Origin of the sequence: Paenibacillus sp. FSL H7-0323, from assembly GCF_038002725.1 — a bacterium.
In the GTDB taxonomy this organism is placed as follows: domain Bacteria; phylum Bacillota; class Bacilli; order Paenibacillales; family Paenibacillaceae; genus Paenibacillus_AQ; species Paenibacillus_AQ odorifer.
In genome coordinates this window covers 3,519,030-3,540,247 of sequence record NZ_JBBODB010000001.1, presented here as the reverse complement: position 1 = coordinate 3,540,247, position 21,218 = coordinate 3,519,030, and the positions used below count along the sequence as shown (strand labels likewise).

The 21,218-nt window shown below is 47.4% G+C and carries 15 protein-coding genes; 14 read left to right on the top strand and 1 reads right to left on the bottom strand.

Annotation, left to right across the window (positions count from 1 at the left end; all coding sequences use genetic code 11):
• The first annotated feature begins 1 nt into the window (after window position 1).
• The 11 genes from cobA (at window position 2) to MHH89_RS16125 (ending at window position 17,604) form a co-directional block, all read left to right on the top strand.
• A complete protein-coding gene (gene cobA / locus MHH89_RS16175) occupies window positions 2-1,549 on the top strand; it encodes a uroporphyrinogen-III C-methyltransferase (protein ID WP_341087578.1) in 1,548 nt (515 codons plus the stop codon).
• 903 nt (window positions 1,550-2,452) lie between these two features.
• Entirely contained in the window at window positions 2,453-3,451 is a 999-nt protein-coding gene (gene hemB / locus MHH89_RS16170) for a porphobilinogen synthase (protein WP_076129402.1), read from the top strand.
• A gap of 82 nt (window positions 3,452-3,533) precedes the next feature.
• A complete protein-coding gene (hemL, locus tag MHH89_RS16165) occupies window positions 3,534-4,835 on the top strand; it encodes a glutamate-1-semialdehyde 2,1-aminomutase (protein WP_445739129.1) in 1,302 nt (433 codons plus the stop codon).
• The gene (locus MHH89_RS16160) at window positions 4,832-5,767 is read left to right on the top strand and encodes an RluA family pseudouridine synthase (RefSeq protein WP_256717565.1); all 936 of its coding nucleotides are present in this window, start codon (window positions 4,832-4,834) and stop codon (window positions 5,765-5,767) included. The genes hemL and MHH89_RS16160 overlap by 4 nt, the downstream gene beginning before the upstream one ends.
• A gap of 331 nt (window positions 5,768-6,098) precedes the next feature.
• Window positions 6,099-7,466, top strand: a complete 1,368-nt coding sequence (locus MHH89_RS16155; protein ID WP_076280011.1) for a LysM peptidoglycan-binding domain-containing protein — start codon at window positions 6,099-6,101, stop codon at window positions 7,464-7,466.
• Window positions 7,467-8,047: 581 nt separating this feature from the next.
• On the top strand, window positions 8,048-10,747 hold the full coding sequence (locus MHH89_RS16150; protein ID WP_076129400.1) for a valine--tRNA ligase: 2,700 nt from the start codon (window positions 8,048-8,050) through the stop codon (window positions 10,745-10,747).
• A gap of 5 nt (window positions 10,748-10,752) precedes the next feature.
• Window positions 10,753-12,129 (top strand): bifunctional folylpolyglutamate synthase/dihydrofolate synthase, encoded by a 1,377-nt coding sequence (locus tag MHH89_RS16145; protein WP_339188226.1) that lies wholly within the window; start codon window positions 10,753-10,755, stop codon window positions 12,127-12,129.
• Between the two features lie 6 nt (window positions 12,130-12,135).
• Window positions 12,136-13,512, top strand: a complete 1,377-nt coding sequence (gene murC, locus MHH89_RS16140; protein ID WP_036685137.1) for a UDP-N-acetylmuramate--L-alanine ligase — start codon at window positions 12,136-12,138, stop codon at window positions 13,510-13,512.
• A gap of 209 nt (window positions 13,513-13,721) precedes the next feature.
• Entirely contained in the window at window positions 13,722-14,888 is a 1,167-nt protein-coding gene (locus tag MHH89_RS16135) for a GGDEF domain-containing protein (RefSeq protein WP_076129397.1), read from the top strand.
• Between the two features lie 18 nt (window positions 14,889-14,906).
• Window positions 14,907-16,079, top strand: a complete 1,173-nt coding sequence (locus MHH89_RS16130) for a diguanylate cyclase (RefSeq protein ID WP_179089463.1) — start codon at window positions 14,907-14,909, stop codon at window positions 16,077-16,079.
• 337 nt (window positions 16,080-16,416) lie between these two features.
• Window positions 16,417-17,604 (top strand): glycosyltransferase, encoded by a 1,188-nt coding sequence (locus tag MHH89_RS16125; protein ID WP_076194482.1) that lies wholly within the window; start codon window positions 16,417-16,419, stop codon window positions 17,602-17,604.
• Between the two features lie 92 nt (window positions 17,605-17,696).
• On the opposite strand, the gene MHH89_RS16120 is transcribed toward MHH89_RS16125, so the two are convergent.
• Window positions 17,697-18,683 (bottom strand): diaminopimelate dehydrogenase, encoded by a 987-nt coding sequence (locus tag MHH89_RS16120; protein ID WP_076280015.1) that lies wholly within the window; start codon window positions 18,681-18,683, stop codon window positions 17,697-17,699.
• A 216-nt stretch (window positions 18,684-18,899) separates the two neighbouring features.
• Here MHH89_RS16120 and MHH89_RS16115 point away from each other — a divergent pair, with 216 nt between their 5' ends.
• The 3 genes from MHH89_RS16115 (at window position 18,900) to MHH89_RS16105 (ending at window position 21,214) form a co-directional block, all read left to right on the top strand.
• The gene (locus tag MHH89_RS16115; protein ID WP_076194477.1) at window positions 18,900-20,138 is read left to right on the top strand and encodes an SPOR domain-containing protein; all 1,239 of its coding nucleotides are present in this window, start codon (window positions 18,900-18,902) and stop codon (window positions 20,136-20,138) included.
• A 199-nt stretch (window positions 20,139-20,337) separates the two neighbouring features.
• On the top strand, window positions 20,338-20,583 hold the full coding sequence (locus MHH89_RS16110; protein WP_036685144.1) for a DUF4321 domain-containing protein: 246 nt from the start codon (window positions 20,338-20,340) through the stop codon (window positions 20,581-20,583).
• 34 nt (window positions 20,584-20,617) lie between these two features.
• The gene (locus MHH89_RS16105; RefSeq protein ID WP_076186081.1) at window positions 20,618-21,214 is read left to right on the top strand and encodes a Maf family protein; all 597 of its coding nucleotides are present in this window, start codon (window positions 20,618-20,620) and stop codon (window positions 21,212-21,214) included.
• The last annotated feature ends 4 nt before the right edge of the window (window positions 21,215-21,218 follow it).

Below are 21,218 nucleotides of genomic sequence, written 5' to 3'. Positions count from 1 at the left end.
ATTGACGGGGAAGGTTTATTTGGTAGGTGCAGGTCCCGGGGACGCAAAGCTGATTACTGTGAAAGGCCTCGAGTGTATCCAAAAAAGCGACGTGCTGGTGTATGATCGCTTGGCAAGTCCTAGATTGCTGAAATGCATGAAACCCGGTGGGGAGAAGATTTATGTAGGCAAGCTGCCGGATCGCCACACGATGAAGCAGGAAGAGATTAATCAATTGTTAGTTGATTTGGCTTTACAGGGGAAAACAGTGGTGCGGCTTAAGGGTGGGGACCCTACGATTTTTGGCCGGGTGGGTGAAGAAGCGGAGCTGCTGCGCAAAAATGGGATCTATTACGAAATCGTACCGGGCATCACGTCAGCGATCAGTGTACCTGCCTATGCGGGTATACCTGTTACGCACCGCGATCATGCCTCTTCCCTGTCGATTATCACCGGGCATGAAAGTCCGGATAAACTGGATCATTCCATTCATTGGGATAAAGTAACGAACGCCACGGGAACGTTAGTGTTTCTAATGGGCGTAGCTAAAATAGGTTACATCAGCGCTCAGCTGATCAAGCACGGGCGGCTGCCAGAAACACCAGTGGCACTTGTGCGCTGGGGCACACGAGCGGATCAGGAGACGCTGACGGGAACCCTCGCCGATATTGAGGCGAAGGTGAAGGCGGCGGATTTTCAGCCGCCGGCAGTCATCGTCGTCGGCGACGTGGTGCTGCAGCGTGAGCAGCTGAAGTGGGTCGAGGCGATGCCGTTATTCGGCAAACGCATCGTGGTGACACGGGCTCGCAGCCAAGCAAGCGAGCTGGTGGATAGAATTGAAGAACTCGGCGGGGAACCCTATGAGTTCCCGGTGATCGAGACGATCATGCCGGAAGGGGCAGAGAAGAAGGCGAAGATTGCTGCGGCGTTTGGCGCGCTGGAATCGTACGACTGGGTATTCTTCACTAGCCCGAACGGCGTGGAGTTTTTTTGGCGCCACTTGGCGGAGCTGGGGGCGGACATTCGCGGGCTACACCGCGCGCGTATTGCAGCGGTGGGGCCAGGCACAGCCGCCGCGCTGGCGCAGCGCGGGGTGATTGCTGAAGAACTTCCGGCAAAGTTTCAGGCGGAAGGTCTGATTGAGACGTTCGGTCCCCAGCTGCTGCCGGGGCAGAACGTGCTATTGCCGCGCGGCGATCTGGCGCGGGACTGGCTGCCGGACAAGCTGAGAGAGCTTGGCCTTCAGGTGACAGACGTGGATACTTATGAAACGGTTGTCACGGGTGAGGATGACGTCGAGCTGCTCAAGCTGCTAGAGGAAGGTCGCGTTCACGCGGTAACCTTCACCAGCTCGTCAACCGTGCGTAATTTCTTACACATCCTGAAACGGTTGGGGCTTGAAGATCCGCTCCCGCTGCTTGCAAATGTGAAAATCGCCTGCATCGGTCCGTTAACGGAGCAGACTGCGGTAGACGCGGGACTGACACCGGGTCTCTTGTCTGAAGAGGCAACCATAGATGGTTTGGTGCAGGAGCTCTGCCGCTGGAATGCGGAGACTCAGCTGCAGTAGCGCTCGGATCGAGGATAGAACGAAGCAATAGTTTACAGGTGTGCTTAGCTTACGCAGCTTACTTTCTGGTGGGAAGGTAGAAGCTGATTACTCTGCGGGGAGAGTAGTAGCTGTTCAACGGAGAAAGGCAGTGCCTGCTTAGAAATATAGCGCTCAGCTTATATTTAGTTAGATTATAGGCTAGAGTTTTGTTCGTAGTTACTAATAGTTGGGGTTACATGTGAGTTTAGAGTTTGTTCATAGTTACTAAATAGTTCGTAGTTACTAAATAGTTCGTAGATATTAAATAGTTCGTGGTTACATGTGAGTTTAGAGTTTGTTCGTAGTTACTAAATAGTTCGTGGTTACACGTGAGTTGGTAGTTATTAATGAGTTAGCGGTTACTTTTACTAACTAACATTTGTTGGTTTACGCGCCGTTGGTTTACTCGCCGTTATATCTACGCTCAAAAGTGCCACATCGCTACCTTCAAGTAACATATAAATTGAACTCCGAACGTAGTGACTTATGGAGTTCGGAGGATAATATTTGGTTGTAAACTAACTGGTATGTAGAGAATATGCAGTAGGTTAATGTCAGCAGATCTGCTTTAGGTTTAGTTGTACTTTATACAATTAAATTTCCTATATATCAGCTAAAGTTGAGTTTAGTTGCAGTATGTGCAATTAAATATCCGCTAAATGAGGAATCTTCGCACTTTTGTAATAAATAACTGTAGAGAATGCAACTAAAGCTTACAATTAGGACAAAACATCGAGATAGTTGCACAAACTACAACTATACGTAGTTAGCCAGTGGTCGGCGGTTTGGTTGCGGCTAATTTAGACTTGGCTGTGGCTAGTTGTAGTTTGCTGCCAGACACATAATTTGGTTTTATATTTGATTTTTCAGGAGGATGAACAAATGAGCTTTCCAATTACACGTCACCGCCGTTTGCGCGGTTCTGCTGGAATTCGTGGCATGGTGCGGGAGACGATACTGAATGTGCTGGATATGGTACAGCCTATTTTTGTGACTTATGGAACAGGTGTGAAGAATGAGATTAGCTCAATGCCGGGCGTGTATCATTTTTCGCTGGATACGTTAAAAGCAGAAGTGGACGAGATCGCCGCACTAGGCATCCCGGCTGTATTGTTGTTCGGGATTCCCGAGACGAAGGATGCTATCGGTTCTTCCGGTTTTGCAGAGGATGGAATTGTGCAAGAGGCTACTCGCTTGATCAAGCAGTGGTACCCAGAGCTGTTGGTCGTTGCAGATACCTGCCTTTGTGAATTTACGGATCACGGACATTGTGGAATGGTGCATACGCATACGGTGAATGGTGTGGTCCATGGCGATGTTATCAACGATGCCTCGCTGGAGCTTTTGACTCGTACGGCGGTATCCCAAGCAAAAGCTGGAGCAGATATTATCGCCCCTTCCAACATGATGGATGGATTTGTTCACGCAATTCGTGCGGGACTTGATGAGAACGGCTTTGAGCATGTGCCGATTATGTCGTATTCGGTCAAATATGCTTCGGCATTTTATGGCCCTTTCCGCGAAGCAGCGGATTCAGCACCACAGTTCGGGAATCGCAAAACGTATCAAATGGACCCTGCCAATCTGCGCGAAGCACTCCGTGAAGCAGAATCCGATGTGCTGGAAGGCGCGGATATGTTAATGGTGAAGCCAGCTCTGGCTTACCTAGATGTGATTCGTACGATTCGTGATCAGTTTGATCTTCCTTTGGTGGCTTACAATGTGAGTGGAGAATATTCCATGGTAAAAGCAGCGGCATTGCAAGGCTGGATCGACGAGCAAGCCGTTGTGCTGGAAATGCTGACGGGCATGAAACGTGCTGGTGCGGACATTATTATTACTTATTTTGCAAAAGATGCAGCCCGCTGGCTGCGCGGCTAATCTTCATCACACCGACATCGCGGCAGCTAATATATGTTTGTACAAGCTTGTGTAACCAAGAAGAGAATAGGAGTGAAGATACATGAGTAATGTGCCAATGGCGCGTAAAGAGGAAGCGTCCCGGAAGGCTTTTGATGAAGCAAAACAATATATTCCCGGCGGGGTGAACAGCCCTGTACGGGCGTTTAAATCCGTAGGTCTGACTCCGATTTATGTGGATCATGGGATAGGTTCGCGTATTTTTGATATCGACGGCAACAGCTTTATCGACTATGTGCTCTCATGGGGTCCGCTGATTATGGGTCATGCGCATCCCGAGGTTGTGAAGGCATTGCAGGAGACGGCGGTAAAAGGGACAAGCTTTGGCGCTCCAACGCTACTCGAAACGGAAATGGCAAAAAATGTTGTTGAACGAGTGGCATCTGTAGATATTGTACGCATGGTTAACTCTGGAACGGAAGCTACGATGAGTGCGATTCGTTTGGCACGTGGTTACACTGGGCGCAGCAAAATCTTGAAATTCGAAGGCTCCTACCACGGTCACGCGGATAGTCTGCTTATTAAGGCTGGCTCTGGTGTAGCTACATTGGGCTTGCCGGATAGCCCGGGTGTCCCAGAAGGTGTTGCAATGAATACCATTACGGTTCCTTACAATGATTTGGAGTCCACTCAGATTGCTTTCGAACGTTTTGGCAATGAGATTGCCGCAGTGATCGTAGAGCCGATTGCCGGCAACATGGGCGTGGTTCCACCGCTTCCAGGCTTCCTGGAAGGGCTTCGTAAATTAACTTCTGACAATGGTTCACTGCTTATTTTTGATGAGGTTATGACAGGCTTCCGTGTTAATCGTGGCTGTGCTCAAGGCTTGTTCGGGATTACTCCGGATATAACTTGTTTTGGCAAAGTTATCGGCGGCGGACTTCCAGTGGGTGCTTATGGCGGCAAAAGAGAGATCATGGAGCAAATCGCTCCTACTGGACCGATTTATCAGGCGGGCACACTTAGTGGTAATCCATTGGCGATGGCAGCCGGATATACTACGCTCAAGCTGTTGACCCCGGAAGTATATGATCGTCTGGAACAATTGGGTGCACGTCTGGAAGCGGGTTTGAAAAAGAATTCAATTGAGACTGGCATTCCGCTCACTATCAACCGGGTAGGATCAATGGTTTGCCCATTCTTTACTGAAGGACCTGTAATCAATTTTGAAACGGCTAAGTCCAGTGACACGGATCTTTTCCGTCGTTATTTTGGTCATATGGTAAACCAAGGCATCAGTGTGCCACCTTCACAGTTTGAGGGGATGTTCATATCGGCTGCACATAGTGAGCAAGATATTGATGATACCATTGAGGGCCATTATAATGCCCTGAAGGCCCTTTGAGCATCGGAGCCGGAGAAAGAACCGGTGGTGGCGCTTGGACCCGGCGTGGAGAGTGGCTGGAGGTAACACCCGGCAAAATCATTACTGGAGCCGAGGATACGCAAGCAACGATTGACAAGTGGCTGTTAGAAACTGTAGGCATGCCCGAGAAACTTCATCTGCGGTTACGCCGCGAGGGAGGCATTCAGTGGAAAGGCGACCGGCTTCGGCTGGCGCTTTTTCCCGATCGTGAAGCGGGGCTTGAACCGATATGGGAAGAGCTTGAGGTGCTGTATGAGGATGATTTTTGCCTGGTAGCTCATAAACCAGCTGGGCTGGCGGTACATCCCGATGGCAGTGGAACAGGTGTAACTCTGGATCACCTCGTAGCTGCGCATTATATCACTTCCGGCGAAAATGTGGCTGTGCGCCATATTCACCGCTTGGACAAAGATACAACGGGTCCGGTGATGTATGCGAAAAATGAGTTCGCACAGTTAGTCCTGGACGAGAATATGCGTGAAAAAAGCATCTCGCGGCACTACGCCGCGATCGTTGAAGGCATCGTGCCGCCTGCGCTTAAGGTGATCGATGCCCCGATTGGGCGCGATCGGCATCACGCTGCGCGCAGACGGGTCTCGCCCGGCGGACAATCTGCCGTGACGCGAATCATCGAGCGCGAGGCACTGCATGGCGGAAGCCTGGTGCATGTGCAGCTGGAGACTGGACGGACGCATCAGATTCGCGTTCATCTCAGCCATATGGGTCATCCCTTGTATGGGGATGAACTATATGGCGGTCCGGTTTGGGCTTCCAGCGCTGCCGGCCGCCATGCCCTGCATGGCGAGGCATTGTCCTTCCGCCATCCTTGGAGCGGAGAACAGCTGGAAGTCAGCGATCCGTGGCCGGAGGATATGCTGCAGCTGCGAGAGCTGCTGTCTGAAGCACCCTGACAGATACGTAAGTGGCTAAGGAACAGTAGAATCAGCAAAAGCTGGTTCTACTGTTCTTTTTCTATTTTTTCAGAAAAAAAACATCTATCCATGTCTTATTAATAAAAGCAGCATATAATACTTTGTTCTTACGAAGTAGTGCATCTATCAGCAGGCTGAAGGTTTGGTGAGCTCTTAAATTCATGAAATTTATTAGCATCCTGTCCGGTTAGTACTACCAAAGTTGTCATGCCTCTCTGTTTGAAGCATATACATGTGGGGAGTAACATTTTGGGCTTATGCTCTGGGCCTGTCTCAGGGTTAGATTATGCCAAGAAGGAGGACATATCCCGTGTTTGATCAGTCCCACGGCTTGCGGTTTGATATTTACGAACGCATTCACCTTTCGGAAGAGCTTCCGGGAATAGCTGAGCTGGAGGAGGTTGAACTACTTCCGGAAATTCAGGTGATTCAGCGGGAGGATCGTGCCGAGTTATATGGTCAGCTGTTGCTTACCGGGCTTTACCGGAGTGAAGATGACCGAACACAACGTCTGGAGCATGCCATTCCCGTGGAAATCACTGTTCCGCTTACACGCGTCAGCTCGATTGAAGATATTGGGGTAGAGATTGAGAATTTTGATATCGATCTGCTCACGATGCGCACTGTGAATATAACAGGCGTATTATCGCTGCGGGGGATCGGTGGTGCGGACCCTCAACCTCAACCAGCCTGGCAGCAAGAGGAGTATACAGTCGCCTATTCTCCTGTGAATGATGACAGGGTAGAAGCTACTACGGAGCTACAAGAACAGGAAAATGATGCACTTTATGAAAATTCTCAGTGGACCTTCGGTGAGGATGCCTCACAGGTTGCTGTAGAAGAACATGAGCATGCCGAAGCGAATGAACAGGAAACAGAAGAATCATTAGTCTCAAGTGGAGTCGCTCATACGTCCCCTGTAGTCAATTTCTCATCCGGTCAGGAGAAGGACAAGGGAGCTAAAGCACGGACACATAGTCTGGAGTCCCAAGTTGACGATGCTAAAGCGGGTTTATCCGATTACTGGTTTAAAGCCGAGGCCCAGAACAAAGAGGTTGAGGTGTCTCAGCTGAATCAAGCAAGCAATGTGAGCGAAGAGAACCAACAGTCGGCAGAGGAATATTTTACTCCTAGAGAGACCGCTGTTCCAGCCGTTAGTGCAGATGCAATTCAGGATATCCCTGTATTCGCTTCTGAAAATGAGGCTAATAATGCGCTTTCTAAGCAAGAAGAGAATACTGCGCCGATTAATGAGAATGCGAACGAAGTTTTTGTTTCACAAGAGAGTGTGGCTTCTCATGAGGAGAAACAAGATCTTAAGATCGCCTTGGGCAGTAAAAAAGAAGCAGAAATTCCGGAAAAAGAACATCTCACCTTCTCCTCTTTACTAAGCTCCAGTCGTGTCCGTAAAGAGCAGGAAGCTCTGCAGTCGGAAGGAAACACATCTGCAGCAGTGGACGTTCCAGAGGTTGGCAATAATACGGAATGGAAGAGCAGATTCATTGCCAGCGCGGATGGAGCTAACATGTTCCGCAAAGTTCGGCTGTGTATTGTGCAGCGTGAAGAAACACTGGATACCATAGCAGAGAAGTATCAGCTAAGTGCGCGGGAGCTGGTAATGTATAATCGCTTATCCGGGCAGAGTGTAGAGGAAGGTCAAGTGTTGTACATCCCGTAATCGAATCGTGATGCGTACACACATGAATAGGTGAATCCCGATCAGGTATTAGGATCGGGATTTTTGCTGTTTCATTGTTGGAAGGGATGCTTCAGAAGAAATAAGTCGAAATTCAGCCTAAAGTCCCGCTGCAAAGGCGTATCCAGGTTGACTAGGGGGGGCTCAAAATGTATTATGGAGTAAGCAATATCTAAGTAAAGACTGGGAACGGGAAGAGTAGGCGGTCAGCCCTTCAGAGAGCGGAATTGCAAGTGCTGTGACATTCCGTAGGAAACAGCCCCCGAAGTCGCCCCGGAGTCGCCCTTCTGAGCTTATCTTCATATTTGTGAAGGATAAGTTAGGTTGTGGCCGGTAGCAGCCGTTATCTGTACGAGTGTCGCGCTAAGCTTCTGAATCCGTAGGGTAAGAAGTGTAGTTTTATTTTTCATTGGCGCGAAACAAAGGTGGTACCGCGAAAGAATGACCTTTCGTCCTTTGAGACGAGGGGTCTTTTTGTTTTTTTCAGAGACCTGTGTGCTCTATACAGCAACTTTATTAACAACTATAAGCAACTACAAGTAAACTAGTGGAGGTATCAGAGAATGGCTGACCAAAACCATCTAACAGCGGCAGATGCTGCTGCTACGAATGAATCTAAAAACGAGATGCCAACAACGTATGATCCGAAGGCAGCAGAACAGAAATGGTATTCCTACTGGACAGAGGGCGGATATTTCCGCGCAGGCCAGCGTCCGGATGCTAAAGCCTATAGTATTGTGATCCCGCCGCCAAACGTAACGGGAATGCTGCACATCGGGCATGCGCTCGATTTCACATTACAGGATATCCTGATTCGTACTAAACGGATGCAGGGCTTCGATACGCTTTGGTTGCCAGGTACGGACCACGCAGGTATTGCAACACAAACGAAGGTAGAGCAGAAGCTGCGCGAGCAGGGGATTTCTAGACATGACCTCGGACGTGAGAAGTTCCTGGAGCAGGTGTGGGATTGGAAAGACAAATACGCGAACACCATTCATGAGCAGTGGGCAAAAATGGGACTTTCCCTTGACTACTCCCGCGAGCGTTTTACCCTCGATGAGGGTTTGTCGAAGGGAGTTCGCGAGGTATTTGTTAAGCTTTATAATAAAGGCTTGATCTATCGCGGTAAACGTATCATCAACTGGGACCCGGCGGCTCGTACGGCGTTGTCGGATATCGAGGTTGAATATAAGGAAGTTAACGGTCATCTGTACCACCTGCGTTACCCCCTTAAAGATGGCAGCGGACATATCACTGTAGCGACCACACGTCCGGAGACGATGCTGGGTGATACGGCAGTTGCTGTTCATCCTGAGGATGATCGTTATAAAGATCTGATTGGTAAAACCCTGATCCTGCCGATTATCGGCCGGGAGATTCCAATTATCGCTGACGAGTATGTAGATAAAGAGTTTGGTAGCGGTGCGGTTAAGATCACGCCAGCTCATGATCCAAATGACTTCGAGGTAGGTCAACGGCACAATTTGCCGCAGATCAACGTAATGGATGAGAGCGGTACGATGAACGAAGAAGCAGGACCTTACCAAGGTCAAGACCGGAGTGAATGCCGTAAGGCCATCACGGCGGATCTGAAGGAGCAAGGCGTTCTGATCTCTATTGAAGATCATGTGCATCAAGTTGGACACAGTGAACGTTCAGGAGCGGTTGTTGAGCCGTACCTGTCCACACAATGGTTCGTGAAGATGCAGCCGCTCGCCGAAGCTGCCATCAATGCACAGAAGGATGGTAATGGGGTTAACTTTGTACCTGAACGGTTCGAGAGAACCTACCTGAACTGGATTGAAAACGTACGCGACTGGTGTATTTCCCGTCAGCTTTGGTGGGGGCATCGTATTCCGGCTTGGTATTCTGAATCTACCGGTGAGCTGGTTGTGGCGAATGACGAGGAAGAAGCGCGCCGGATCAGCGGCTTAACCGACCTGAAACAGGACGAGGATGTTCTGGATACTTGGTTTAGCTCCAACCTCTGGCCGTTTGCAACCCTAGGCTGGCCGAATGAAGACAGTGCAGATTTCAAACGTTACTATCCGAACGATGTGCTCGTAACGGGCTACGATATTATTTATTTCTGGGTAGCGCGGATGATCTTCTCGGCACTGGAATTCACCGGAGAGAAACCATTCTCGGACGTATTGATGCATGGTTTGGTACGGGATGCTGAAGGACAAAAAATGTCCAAATCACTCGGCAACGGTGTAGATCCGCTTGAGGTTATCGAGAAGTATGGCGCAGATGCTATGCGTTATATGATTTCTACCGGCAGCACAGCGGGTCAGGATTTACGCTTCCGCTGGGAAAAGGTAGAGCAGGCGCGTAATTTCGCTAATAAGATCTGGAATGCGTCACGCTTCGCCCTCATGAATCTTGAAGGAGTTAGCTTCGAGAATATTGACATTACTGGGGAGCTAACTACGGCTGACCGTTGGATTTTACACCGTCTGAACGAAACTTCTCGTGAAATTACGCGTCTAATTGACTCGTACGAGTTCGGCGAGACCGGCCGCCAGCTGTACAACTTCATTTGGGACGATTTGTGTGACTGGTATATTGAGTTCGCGAAGCTGTCGCTTTACGGAACGGATGCCGCAGCCAAAGCGAAGACACAGTCCGTACTTGCTTATGTACTCGACCGCACGATGCGCTTGATCCATCCGTTTATGCCGTTTATTTCGGAGGAAATCTGGCAGCATCTGCCGCATGAAGGAGAGACAATCACTTTGGCTGCTTGGCCTGAGTATGATGCTGCTCTGGAGAACCCGCAAGCGGTAGCGGAAATGAACCTGCTGATGGATGTAATCCGGGCAGTTCGTAATATCCGTGCTGAAGTAAATGTACCGATGAGCAAAAAGGTTGATTTGATTATTAAAGCGAGCAATGAGGAAACACTGAGCATCATTACTCGTAACGACAACTACATCGGACGTTTCTGCAATACCTCTTCTTTCGAAGCTGGCCTGAATCCGGAAACGCCAGACAAGGTAATGTCCGCTGTAGTAACGGGAGCGGAACTGCTTCTGCCTTTGTCGGGGCTGATTGATATTGAACAAGAAATCGCTCGTCTGGAAAAAGAAGTGCAGACGCTGAACAGCGAAGTAGAACGCGTAGAGAAAAAGTTGAGCAATCAGGGCTTCGTGGCCAAAGCTCCCGCAAAAGTTATCGAAGAGGAGCAGGCGAAGCAGGCAGATTATTCTGCCAAACGTGAGAAAGTACTTGCCCGCATAGCAGAGCTGAGAGGATAAGAGACATGGATGACCTAAATCGGGGCGGGAGCACCGCCCCTCTTGCGACATATACCGAAGCGGTTAACTGGATCAAGGGCCTGATTCCTTTTGGAATCCGGCCAGGTTTAGACAGAATTGAGATGTTGATGGACAAGCTGGGAAACCCGCACCGTCGGCTGAAATTTATTCATGTGGCGGGTACCAACGGCAAAGGCTCCACCTGTGCTTTTTTGACAAGCGCACTTTTGCAAAGCGGCTATTCTGTCGGCACCTTCACGTCTCCGTATATTACGAAGTTCACGAACAGGTTCCAATATAATAATACGGACATTCCTGAAGAAACTCTTCTTGAGCTAGTGAATACCCTTCGTCCTTTGGTAGATGAGATTGCAGAAACGGAATTTGGCTCACCAACGATGTTTGAGGTAACTACAGCTGTGGCCATTCTATTTTTTGCGGGTGTTTCTTGTCCGGATGTTGTCGTATGGGAGACTGGGCTTGGGGGAAGGCTGGATGTAACGAACATCGTTACTCCGATCGTGTCGGTGATTACAAATGTCGGCCATGACCATATGGATATTCTGGGAGATACGCTTGAGAAGGTTGCAATGGAGAAAGCCGGGATTATCAAACCCGGTGTACCTGTTGTTAGCTGCGTAAATCAACCGGAAGTCGTGGCTGTACTCAAGGAGAAAGCGGCGGCTTGCCGCTCTACTCTTTATCTTGCCGGAGAAGATTTTAGCTATGAAGCTACTGGAATCCATGCGGATGTGCAGACCTTTAACTTTAAGGGTCCCTTCCGTTCGCTTGAACTTGGGATTGTGATGAAAGGCGAACACCAGATTAGCAATGCGGCAGGAGCCATGATGGTTCTTGAAGTTTTGCGCCAGTATATGGCGTTCATGCTAGAGGATGAAGATGTTCTGGAAGGATTGCGTCATGCATTTTGGGCTGGAAGGCTGGAAGAGGTAAGTAAATCTCCGAGGATCGTACTGGATGGAGCACATAATCCGGAAGGCGCGGAGAGCCTTGCCAAAAGCCTGCCACAGCTCTATAAATACGGTAAATTAAATTTACTTATGGGAATGATGGCAAATAAGCATCATGAATCCTACTTTAAGCATATACTGCCTATAGTGGATACGCTCATCCTGACCGAACCGGATTTCCAGAACAAAATGGACGCGGAGCATCTGCAGGTTATCGCAGAAAGTCTGCGGGATAAATATGCCAAGGTAAACTTGGTAATCATAGTAGAACATAATTGGGGAAAAGCGCTGCAACAACTGAAGTCGATTACAGCGGAGGATGACCTTGCCGTCGTATCTGGTACGCTGTATTTGATTTCTGACGTGCGCGGTACACTTTTGCAGCAACCCGATACTGAAAAAGGCTGGTGACGACTGTTGGATACTACTGAACGTGTGCATTTTATAGGGATCGGCGGCTACGGTATGAGCGCGATTGCCCGAGTAATGCTAGAAATGGGATATACGGTTACGGGCTCCGATGTGGCTGCCCAAGAATTGACGGATAAATTGATTGCTAAAGGTGCCAAGATTTATATTGGGCATACAGCAGAACAAGTAAAAGGTGCGGATCTCGTCGTGTACTCTACGGCTTTGTCCAGCGATAATGTGGAATGGGTGGAAGCAGAGCGTCTTAAGATTCCAATTCTGCACCGCTCACAAATGTTAGCCCGTTTATTGAACGAACGTAAAGGGGTAGCCGTTGCCGGAGCGCATGGTAAAACAACTACATCCTCTATGATCGCACTTGTAATGGAAGAGTGTGAAGTTGATCCTACGTATATTATCGGCGGAGAGATTATGAACGTCGGTACGAATGCAAAGGCAGGACAAGGCGATTATGTAGTGGCGGAAGCGGATGAGAGTGATGGCTCTTTCTTGCACTATCACCCTTGGCTTGGAATTGTCACGAATGTGGAAGCAGATCACTTGGAGAATTACGGCGGAGATTTTAACCGTCTCAAGGCTGCTTATGTACAGTTTATGAACCAGACCCGTGAAGACGGCACTGCGATTGTGTGTGCAGATGACGAGAACGTGATTTCTTTATTGCCTGAAGTGTCAGGTAAGGTGATTACTTACGGCATCAAGTCGAAGACTGCAGATTATATTGCCACAGACATCGTTCTTGGCGACCGTCAAGTTTCGTATACGATGAACCATAATGGCGTAGTATTGGGACAAATTGAACTATCCGTGCCAGGCCAGTACAATCTGTATAATTCAATGGCTGCGGTTATCGCTTGTTTGAAGTCAGGAATCTCTTTTGAAAAAATCGCTGAAGCGATCGTGAAATTCCATGGTGCGAAGCGCCGTTTTCAAGTGCTCGGAGAAGTCGATGACATTCTGGTCATCGATGATTATGCGCATCACCCAACTGAAATTCAGGCGACAATCAGTGCTGCTAAGGCAACGGGGAAACGGATTATTGCCGTATTCCAGCCTCAGCGGTATACACGTACGTTCTTCCTGCTAGATGCTTTCAGCCGCGCCTTTAGCGAAGCAGATGAGGTGATCATCACCGACATCTACTCTCCGGCAGGTGAGAAGCAGATTGAGGGGGTTACATCTGCGAAGCTGGTTGAGCTTATTGTGCAGAACAGTAACGCTGGTGCAAGACATCTGCCAACCAAAGAAGATGTGCTTGCTGATCTGAAACCTCGTATTGCCCCAGGTGACCTAGTGATTACGATGGGCGCAGGCGATATCTGGAAGGTTGGATACGCATTGGCGGACGGCTTGAAGAAGCGTTAATACAAACACAGGCCTACACGAGAATATTCATATTCTCTTGACCATAGCACTTCCCCCCGAGCTCCGTGCAGGGGGAAGTGCTTTTTTGTATACTTAAGCGGTGTATGTACATTCTAAAAAATGAAATAAATAGGGTATTTGCTGAACCAGCCATTGAGTGCTATAGTGCTGTCAGTAGAGGATCAATTTTTCCGTGTAGGTGGTGACTCATGGACTCCCAGCTTGATATCAAAACGTTAGTGTATTTATTTATTTTTGGAAATCTATTTATATTGCTGCTGATAACCAATTACCGGAGGAGCGCTCCTAAAGACAGGGCATCCACCTTATTCATACGCTCAAAGGCGGTGCAGCTGCTCTTCTGGTGTTCATTATTATTATGGGGTCATATCCCCCGCGCTTTATCCATTCCACTTAGCAACGCTTTGATTCTTTTAGGCTGCTGTCTGGAGATTATTGCTTTATTGCTGATGATGGGAATCCTTGGTCAGCGGATAAAGTTGTATTACATAACGCTTTCCATACTTAGTTCGATTACTTTTAGTATTGTTGCGATCTTCTTTCATCATTCCAGCTGGCGCATAGCCTGTACCTCATTATGGTCGATACTGTTTATTGTCTATCCAGCTTACCACCTCACGGTGAACCCAAAAGGCACCCCTCTTCAGAAGATACTCGGAATATTGTTTTACGCTTTTGCAGGGATTATGCTGCTCCGCGCGATTGTTGCATTGATCTGGGAGCCAGAGATGAACGTGTTCACAACTAATCTTTCGCAGTATTTATATTACCTGGGGATGTATTTATTGTTGATTGTGGGAGCCGCAGGCTTTATTCTACTTTCTAACGAGCACTCCTTTGTAAAACTGAAACGAATCGCTAGCTACGATGATCTGACTGGAATCCTTAACCGTGGAGCATTTCTTGAGGAAGCTGAGGTTCGGCTTGAGAAGGCAGTTGCTGAGCAAGAGTACTTTTCGTTTATGCTGCTGGATTTGGATCATTTCAAAGAAATCAATGATACATACGGCCATGATACCGGCGATGTTGTTCTGGAAGAATTCGCATTGACGATTAAGGACAACCTCGAAAACAGCGATTTATTTGGCAGGCTGGGCGGCGAGGAATTTGCAGTTATCCTTTGCGGGCTGGATGAAGCTAGCTGTGACCGGAAAGCTGAAGTGTTACGAAAGGCAGTAATGAAGACGCCTACACAAAAACTTTTACAAGGCTATACAGTTAGTATAGGTGTAATTACAATCATACCGGATCAGGAGATCTGGATAAATAAGCTGTACAAGCTGAGCGATAAAGCGTTATACCAAGCCAAACAAGAAGGAAGAAACCGAGTGGTCAGATACAATTATATTTATTGAGCTTGGAGAATACAGGGGGTGAAATTCACTAACATGCATCTGGATCTCAAGACACTGCTGGTCTGCCTCTTTATGTGGCAATCCTTTACGGTATTGCTTATTGTCGTCTATCGTTTGCGTTACGCGCAGGAACGGACTTCTACCTTGTTTGTCACGGCAAAATATTTGCAGCTGGCAGCTTTAATTCTCCTTTTGCTGAATGATTTCACAGACTCACGACTTCCCATTCCAATCAGTATGCTGCTTGCTTTAGCTGGAGGTACGCTGGAAAGCTTAGCGCTTCTGATGCTTCTCAGAGTTTTTGGGAGTAGGATTGAACGATATTATACGATCCTGTTCGGAGTATCCATTGTCATCGTAGTGCTACTGCATATAATTATGCCAGATGAGCGGTTGGTTATGGCTGCAACTTGTCTATTTGGGATTATGATCTTAGCGTTGCCAGCTTATATATTAGCTGTGAAGATTAGAGAGACCTCTCTCCAGCGAACCATAGGATTGTTGTACTTTGTTGTAATTTTAGCGCTGGTTAGCAAGGGACTTGAACCGTTTTATTCGATGTTAGGATGGAATGCACAGACCTCTCACTGGCTGCAGATATTTTTTTATCTGGGGATTTATTTGCTTATGTTCTTAGGAACTGCAGGAATCATGCTGCTTTATAGGGAGGATTCCTTTACAGAATTGGAACGGGTGGCCACTTATGATGTGTTGACAGGTATTTTGAATCGCAGATCCTTTGTACAGCGCGCCCGGCCTTTAATAGCTGCCTCAGCAATGAAGAAGCTGCCGTATTCTTTTTTACTGCTGGATGTGGATCACTTTAAACGCATAAACGATACCTACGGCCACAATACCGGCGACCACGTTCTAAAAGATCTGGCTCATAAAATAAAACAGCAGCTTGGCAATGGTGATCTGTTCGGAAGATTCGGTGGTGAGGAGTTCACTGTGCTGCTGCATAGAGCCGATGAACAAAACAGTGATATGATTGCAGAGCGGATGCGCACAGCGGTTACAGGGGCGGTCATTCATGGTGTGCCCTTGCATTACACGATAAGTGTTGGCATCATCACGGTGGATTCAGGTGAACGATACGCATTGAACACTCTTTACAAACTTAGTGACACTGCATTGTATCAGGCTAAGAAAAAGGGCCGGAACTGTGTAGTTAGAAGCTATGACAACTAAAGTGTCTTCCTTTCGACATTAAGCGAGGGAGATGCTTTTTTTGTATGCAAAGAGGCGTAGTACATATTACCTAAAGATTACGATTTCTATCCATAGAGCAATTCATGATTATGTATGGCGTAAAAAAAGGGGTTTTAGTCTATATTTTAGAAAATGTGGCGTTTTATAAGGGTAAATCGTGATAGAATTTTGGAAACTCAGAAAAAAACTTAAAAAATTTTAGACTTCTCCTATAAATCGACAAAACTTTTAATTGAAATGAGTTACTATTGAACTGCATCTAAAGTTTCAGTTAGTAGATGGGGGTTTTTATTACAAAATACAAGGAGCCAGAGTCATGCGAGAAAGAATGCTGTTCCTATCAGCCCAGAATCAAAGCGCAGAGGATCTAGAAGGAGAAATGAGAACAGGGAGTATTCTCGAGATTTTGCTTGGGAAATTTGATATAGATTTGCTGACGTACGGCAGTGCCAACCAAACCGTGTCTATAAATGAGCGGACGGCACTTACGGTTCATAACATTAATGAAGATTATACGACCTGGAGGCCAATGCTGCGCCCCTTACATAAACTGCGGAATTTCTCAAATTTAAGTCATATAGATAAAGATATGAAGAACACTATTTTGGAGCTTTGCCGTTCGAATAATTACAAGCATGTATTTATATCGCATGTCCTATTGGGTAAATGCATTGATATGGTGCGGAACTTGCTTCCAGAAGCCAGTGTGATCACAGATACCTATAGTTTTGCAAACGGAAGCGGAGGATCTGCCGGAGAGGCAGGAAAGTTAAGCAGGAAGAATCCATATAATAAACTCAATGCTGCATGGGATCGTAGGAATAAACGGCGATTAATGAATAAGACGGGACTACTTTTAGCAACCTCGGAATGGGATGCACTAGCGTTCAAATCTCTATCATTTGCCGATGCTCGTAAGGTTCATGTTGTGCCCCATTTCATCAAGATGAATGAGTATGAGACTTTTGCAGAGCCTGTGACTAAAGAAAATTCAATTGTGCTGCACTGGAATATGAATATGAGACTGGGAATAGATGCAGCCCGAGTATTCTTTAAAAAAACCTATCCCATGATTAAAGAACAAGTGCCTGATATCAAAAGTTACATTATCAGCTCAGAGGTTCACCCAGAGGTCATGACTTTGATTAAGGAAGATGAATCGGTCATAGTCACTGGACCAGTAAATTCCTCTACTGAATACATACGACGGTCTAAAGCTGTTCTGGTGCCTATCCTTGAAGGCTGCGAAGTTTCTAGAAATATACTGGAATCCTGGGCGCTAAAAACCCCGGTGGTTACTAGCTCAATCATGTGTGAGAAGCTGAATTGTGAGCATAACCGAAATATTTTGCTGGCTAATACCTCAGTTGAGGTTGTTGGAAGTGTACTGAATTTACTGAAAAATCCTGAGCTTGGCGCCATTATTGCGGATCGTGCGCATGAGACTTTGTTGAAGAATTACGAAATGAATCATGTTAAGAGTAAGATTCTTAGTCTTGTATAGAGGGTTGTCAGACATGATGCTTGCCGCTCTGGACAACAAATAACCCGCGAGGACCCTTAAAAGTCCTACGCGGGTTATTTGTTGACAGGATTTTAGAGCAAGTTGCGGCGCAGTTCTTCTGGTGATTTCGGAGACAACATCCCAAGTGGAATATCGAATACAGTACGCGCTCCGCTTTGACCTTCTTGACTCATACGCTGAGCAGCTCTGGCATAAGCCACAAGCACACTAGCTGTAAATTCAGGATTGCTCTCCAGCTTCAGGCCAAATTCAACAATTTGTTTCGTGCCTTCTCCTGTTACCCCACTGCGAATAACAAACCCGCCGTGCGGAATACCGCTATGCTGAGCTGCCAGTTCTTCTTCAGTGATGAAAGTAACCGTAGTATCATAATCTGCAAAATAGTTCGGCATATTCACAATTTCTTCGCGAATGCGCTCTTGATCTGCACCTGTCTCAGCTACTACAAAACACTCTCTAAGATGTTTTTCACGAGTAGTGAGTTCTGGTGTTTCACCCGCACGGATGGCCTCGATAACCTCTTGTACTGGAACAGTATACTGTACGCCACCTTTAACGCCTTCTACTCTGCGAATGGCATCAGAGTGACCTTGGCTGACGCCTTTACCCCAGAAAGTATATTCTTTACCTTGTGGAAGAATAGCTTCAGCTAGCAGACGGTTCATGGAGAACAGGCCTGGATCCCAGCCCGTAGAAATTACGCTGAGTGTTCCGCCTTGTTTAGCTGCGGCATCAACGGTCGCAAAGAACTCAGGGATTTTGGCATGAGTGTCAAAGCTGTCCACGGTATTAAACATCCGGGCAATAGCTGGTGTCTGTTCTGGCAGATCGGTAGCCGATCCTCCGCACAGAATCATAACATCTACTTTTCCCTTATATTGTTCGACGGCAGAGATATGCTCGAATTTCACACCGGTTTCACCGGCTTCCAGTTGTCCAGGCTCTCTGCGCGTAAAGATCGCAACCAGCTCGATATCTTCACTTTGGTTAATAGCCTTACGTACACCTTTTCCTAAATTACCGTAGCCCACAATTGCTGCTTGAATTTTTTGTTTCAGAAAAAGCCCTCCTAAACTGTAATGAACTAAAATCCTATTTCTAGCTTAACTAGTATAGTGCACACTTTTAGCTCTTTTTATATAGTATATAAAAGTTACATGTAATGTAAACTGAATCCGTATAACTTTCATTATTCATTTGGCTATAAAAATAGCATATCTCTCTATTGTCTATCATATATTTCCATATAGATTAGATGAGGTGAGGTGTTACTGTTGAATAACGGAAGAATGACATTCCGATTTGACGTGAATAAGGACGAGCCTAAGCCAAAACCGCAGGTAGTGGAGCGCTGGTCCAGTGGCGGACTGGGTACAGCTGAAGAATATGCAGAGGAGTTGCGCAAGGAGGTCGGTCCAGCACAGCAGCATACTTGGGTGCAAGAACCTGATCTACGCTCTACGCGTGAGGCACCGCCGGAGGATGCTTACGACTATTACTCAGGAACTGTAGATCCACGCCAGCAAGAATGGGACGAACAGGATAGAGATTTCAGAAATACGCAGCAATCGTATCTGCTCTCAGATTTGGTACTGGATGACAGAGATAAATCAGCAGAGGTTTACACGGGAGGTTATGGGGGCTCATATCATACTCGTCGCCCATCGTATTGGTGGAAATTATCCCTGTCTGTGGTGGGGGCCATCGGCACAGGTCTACTGCTTGGGTATGCGGCGCTTTCCTTTTTTTATGGAGGAAACATGGATAGTAGTTCAGGAACCGGGATAACAGATACATTGGCTACTTCAGGGCAGACTTCCGGAGCTAATGATCCAGCAGGTGTAGGAACCTCGGGATTGCCGGTTACGGGCACAGATGATGCCGGCAAAAACAGTATTCCTGTTCAAGTGGCTGCGCAAAGCTACTACCTGCTGCAGTATGGCGTATTCAGTACGCCGGCAGGCGCGGAACAAGCTAGACAAGAGCTGTTGGACGCTGGCTTGGCTGCGGGCTTGGACCCTGCTGACGGAAATCGTGTATATGCCGGAATGTCCTCTGACCGTGAACAAGCTAAGCTGCTCAGCAGTGGACTGAAGAATCAAGGGATTGAGCTTTATGTAAGAGAGGTGGATCTTCCCGGAGTGGAACGATTAGGATTTGCCGGAAATGCGGAGGCTGTGAATAGTTATTTTGCGGTGAGTGGACAGTTGCTCAGTGAACTAAGCAGTCAATCCGCTTCTTTACTCAGTGGCGGACAAACGGATGCGGCAGCTAATACCTCAGCTGTGAGTGATCTTCATCTCCAATGGAGTGAAGCTGTTAAAGCTCTGGAGCAAGGCATAACGCCTGAAGCCAAAAGCATTTGCGCAGCGCTAGAGAAATCTATGAGCCAAGGAATTTCAGCACTGAGTGAATATAACAAGAACAAGGCGCAAGCCCTGCTTTGGGAAGTGCAGGAATCCATGCTGAGCTTCTTGACCAGCCAAAAACAGCTGCTGTCTGCTATGAATTGAATGCTTGGATTGCGGATTCAAAATAACAACAAGTCTCCGGGGAATTGGGGGCTTGTTGTTTTTTTCGGAGAGGGGTATCGTTCCGCAACTTTTAGGGCAAAAGGTGGTAAACATTACCGTAGGGGATTTTACGTTTGTATTGATCACCGTTTCACCGTATAATAATTAGGGTGTCAAAAAATGGCGAGGGAAGACTGAGATGAAGAAGAAAAATGTAGGAACACTGCTGTTATTTCTAATTCTAGGCTGGCTGGCTGGAGCCTGGATCGCCAAGCTGCTGCAGCCCGTAAAGGCTCTGTCTTTTCTAACAACATCGACTGTGCTCAAATGGTCTCCGCGAGCCGATTTAGACATCATAACCTATGACATCACTATTCATTTGAAATTGTGCATGCTTAGTCTCGCCGGTATTATTACAGCTGTATGGCTGTACCGCAGACTGTAACTCTCGTTACTGAGCAAGAAGGGACGTTTACAACGTGGACAACTCACCACTCATTATTCTAGCCTCAGGTTCACCGCGTCGACGTGAGCTGTTATCCTTACTGGGTTTACCCTTTGAGGTCATTACCAGCGAAGCTGATGAGAGCACACCGCCGGATTGGACGCCGGAGAGAATCGTGCGCAGTCTAGCTTTGCGAAAAGCAGAAGCCGTAGTAGCTACAGCCGGAGAGCGTAACGCAGTCATTATAGGAAGCGACACAATTGTTGTACTAGATAATACTGTGCTAGGCAAACCGGTGGACAAGCTGGACAGCAAAGCGATGCTTACCAGACTTCAGGGCCGAACTCATAAGGTATACACGGGTGTAGCCTGCCTCGGACTCCCGAATGGGAAGACTATAGTGGAGCACCGTGTTACTTCCGTAACGATGAGGGCAATGACTGAAGAGGAAATTGCTGCTTATATAGCTACGGGAGAGCCCGCTGATAAGGCTGGCTCTTATGCGATACAAGGGCTTGGGTCCATTTTGGTGGAACGAATTGAAGGCTGTTATTTCAATGTAGTCGGATTGCCTTTGTCGCTTCTTGGCGAAATGCTATCCGAGTTCGGTATAACTGTATTGAGCCGGTAGGAAG

Excerpts from the sequence above, each read along its gene's own strand:
- MHH89_RS16150 (WP_076129400.1), top strand. The coding sequence starts at position 8,048 with ATGGCTGACCAAAACCATCTAACAGCGGCAGATGCTGCTGCTACGAAT.
- MHH89_RS16135 (WP_076129397.1), top strand. The coding sequence starts at position 13,722 with ATGGACTCCCAGCTTGATATCAAAACGTTAGTGTATTTATTTATTTTT.
- MHH89_RS16145 (WP_339188226.1), top strand. The coding sequence starts at position 10,753 with ATGGATGACCTAAATCGGGGCGGGAGCACCGCCCCTCTTGCGACATAT.
- hemB (WP_076129402.1), top strand. The coding sequence starts at position 2,453 with ATGAGCTTTCCAATTACACGTCACCGCCGTTTGCGCGGTTCTGCTGGA.
- MHH89_RS16110 (WP_036685144.1), top strand. The coding sequence starts at position 20,338 with ATGAAGAAGAAAAATGTAGGAACACTGCTGTTATTTCTAATTCTAGGC.
- hemL (WP_445739129.1), top strand. The coding sequence starts at position 3,534 with ATGAGTAATGTGCCAATGGCGCGTAAAGAGGAAGCGTCCCGGAAGGCT.
- MHH89_RS16125 (WP_076194482.1), top strand. The coding sequence starts at position 16,417 with ATGCGAGAAAGAATGCTGTTCCTATCAGCCCAGAATCAAAGCGCAGAG.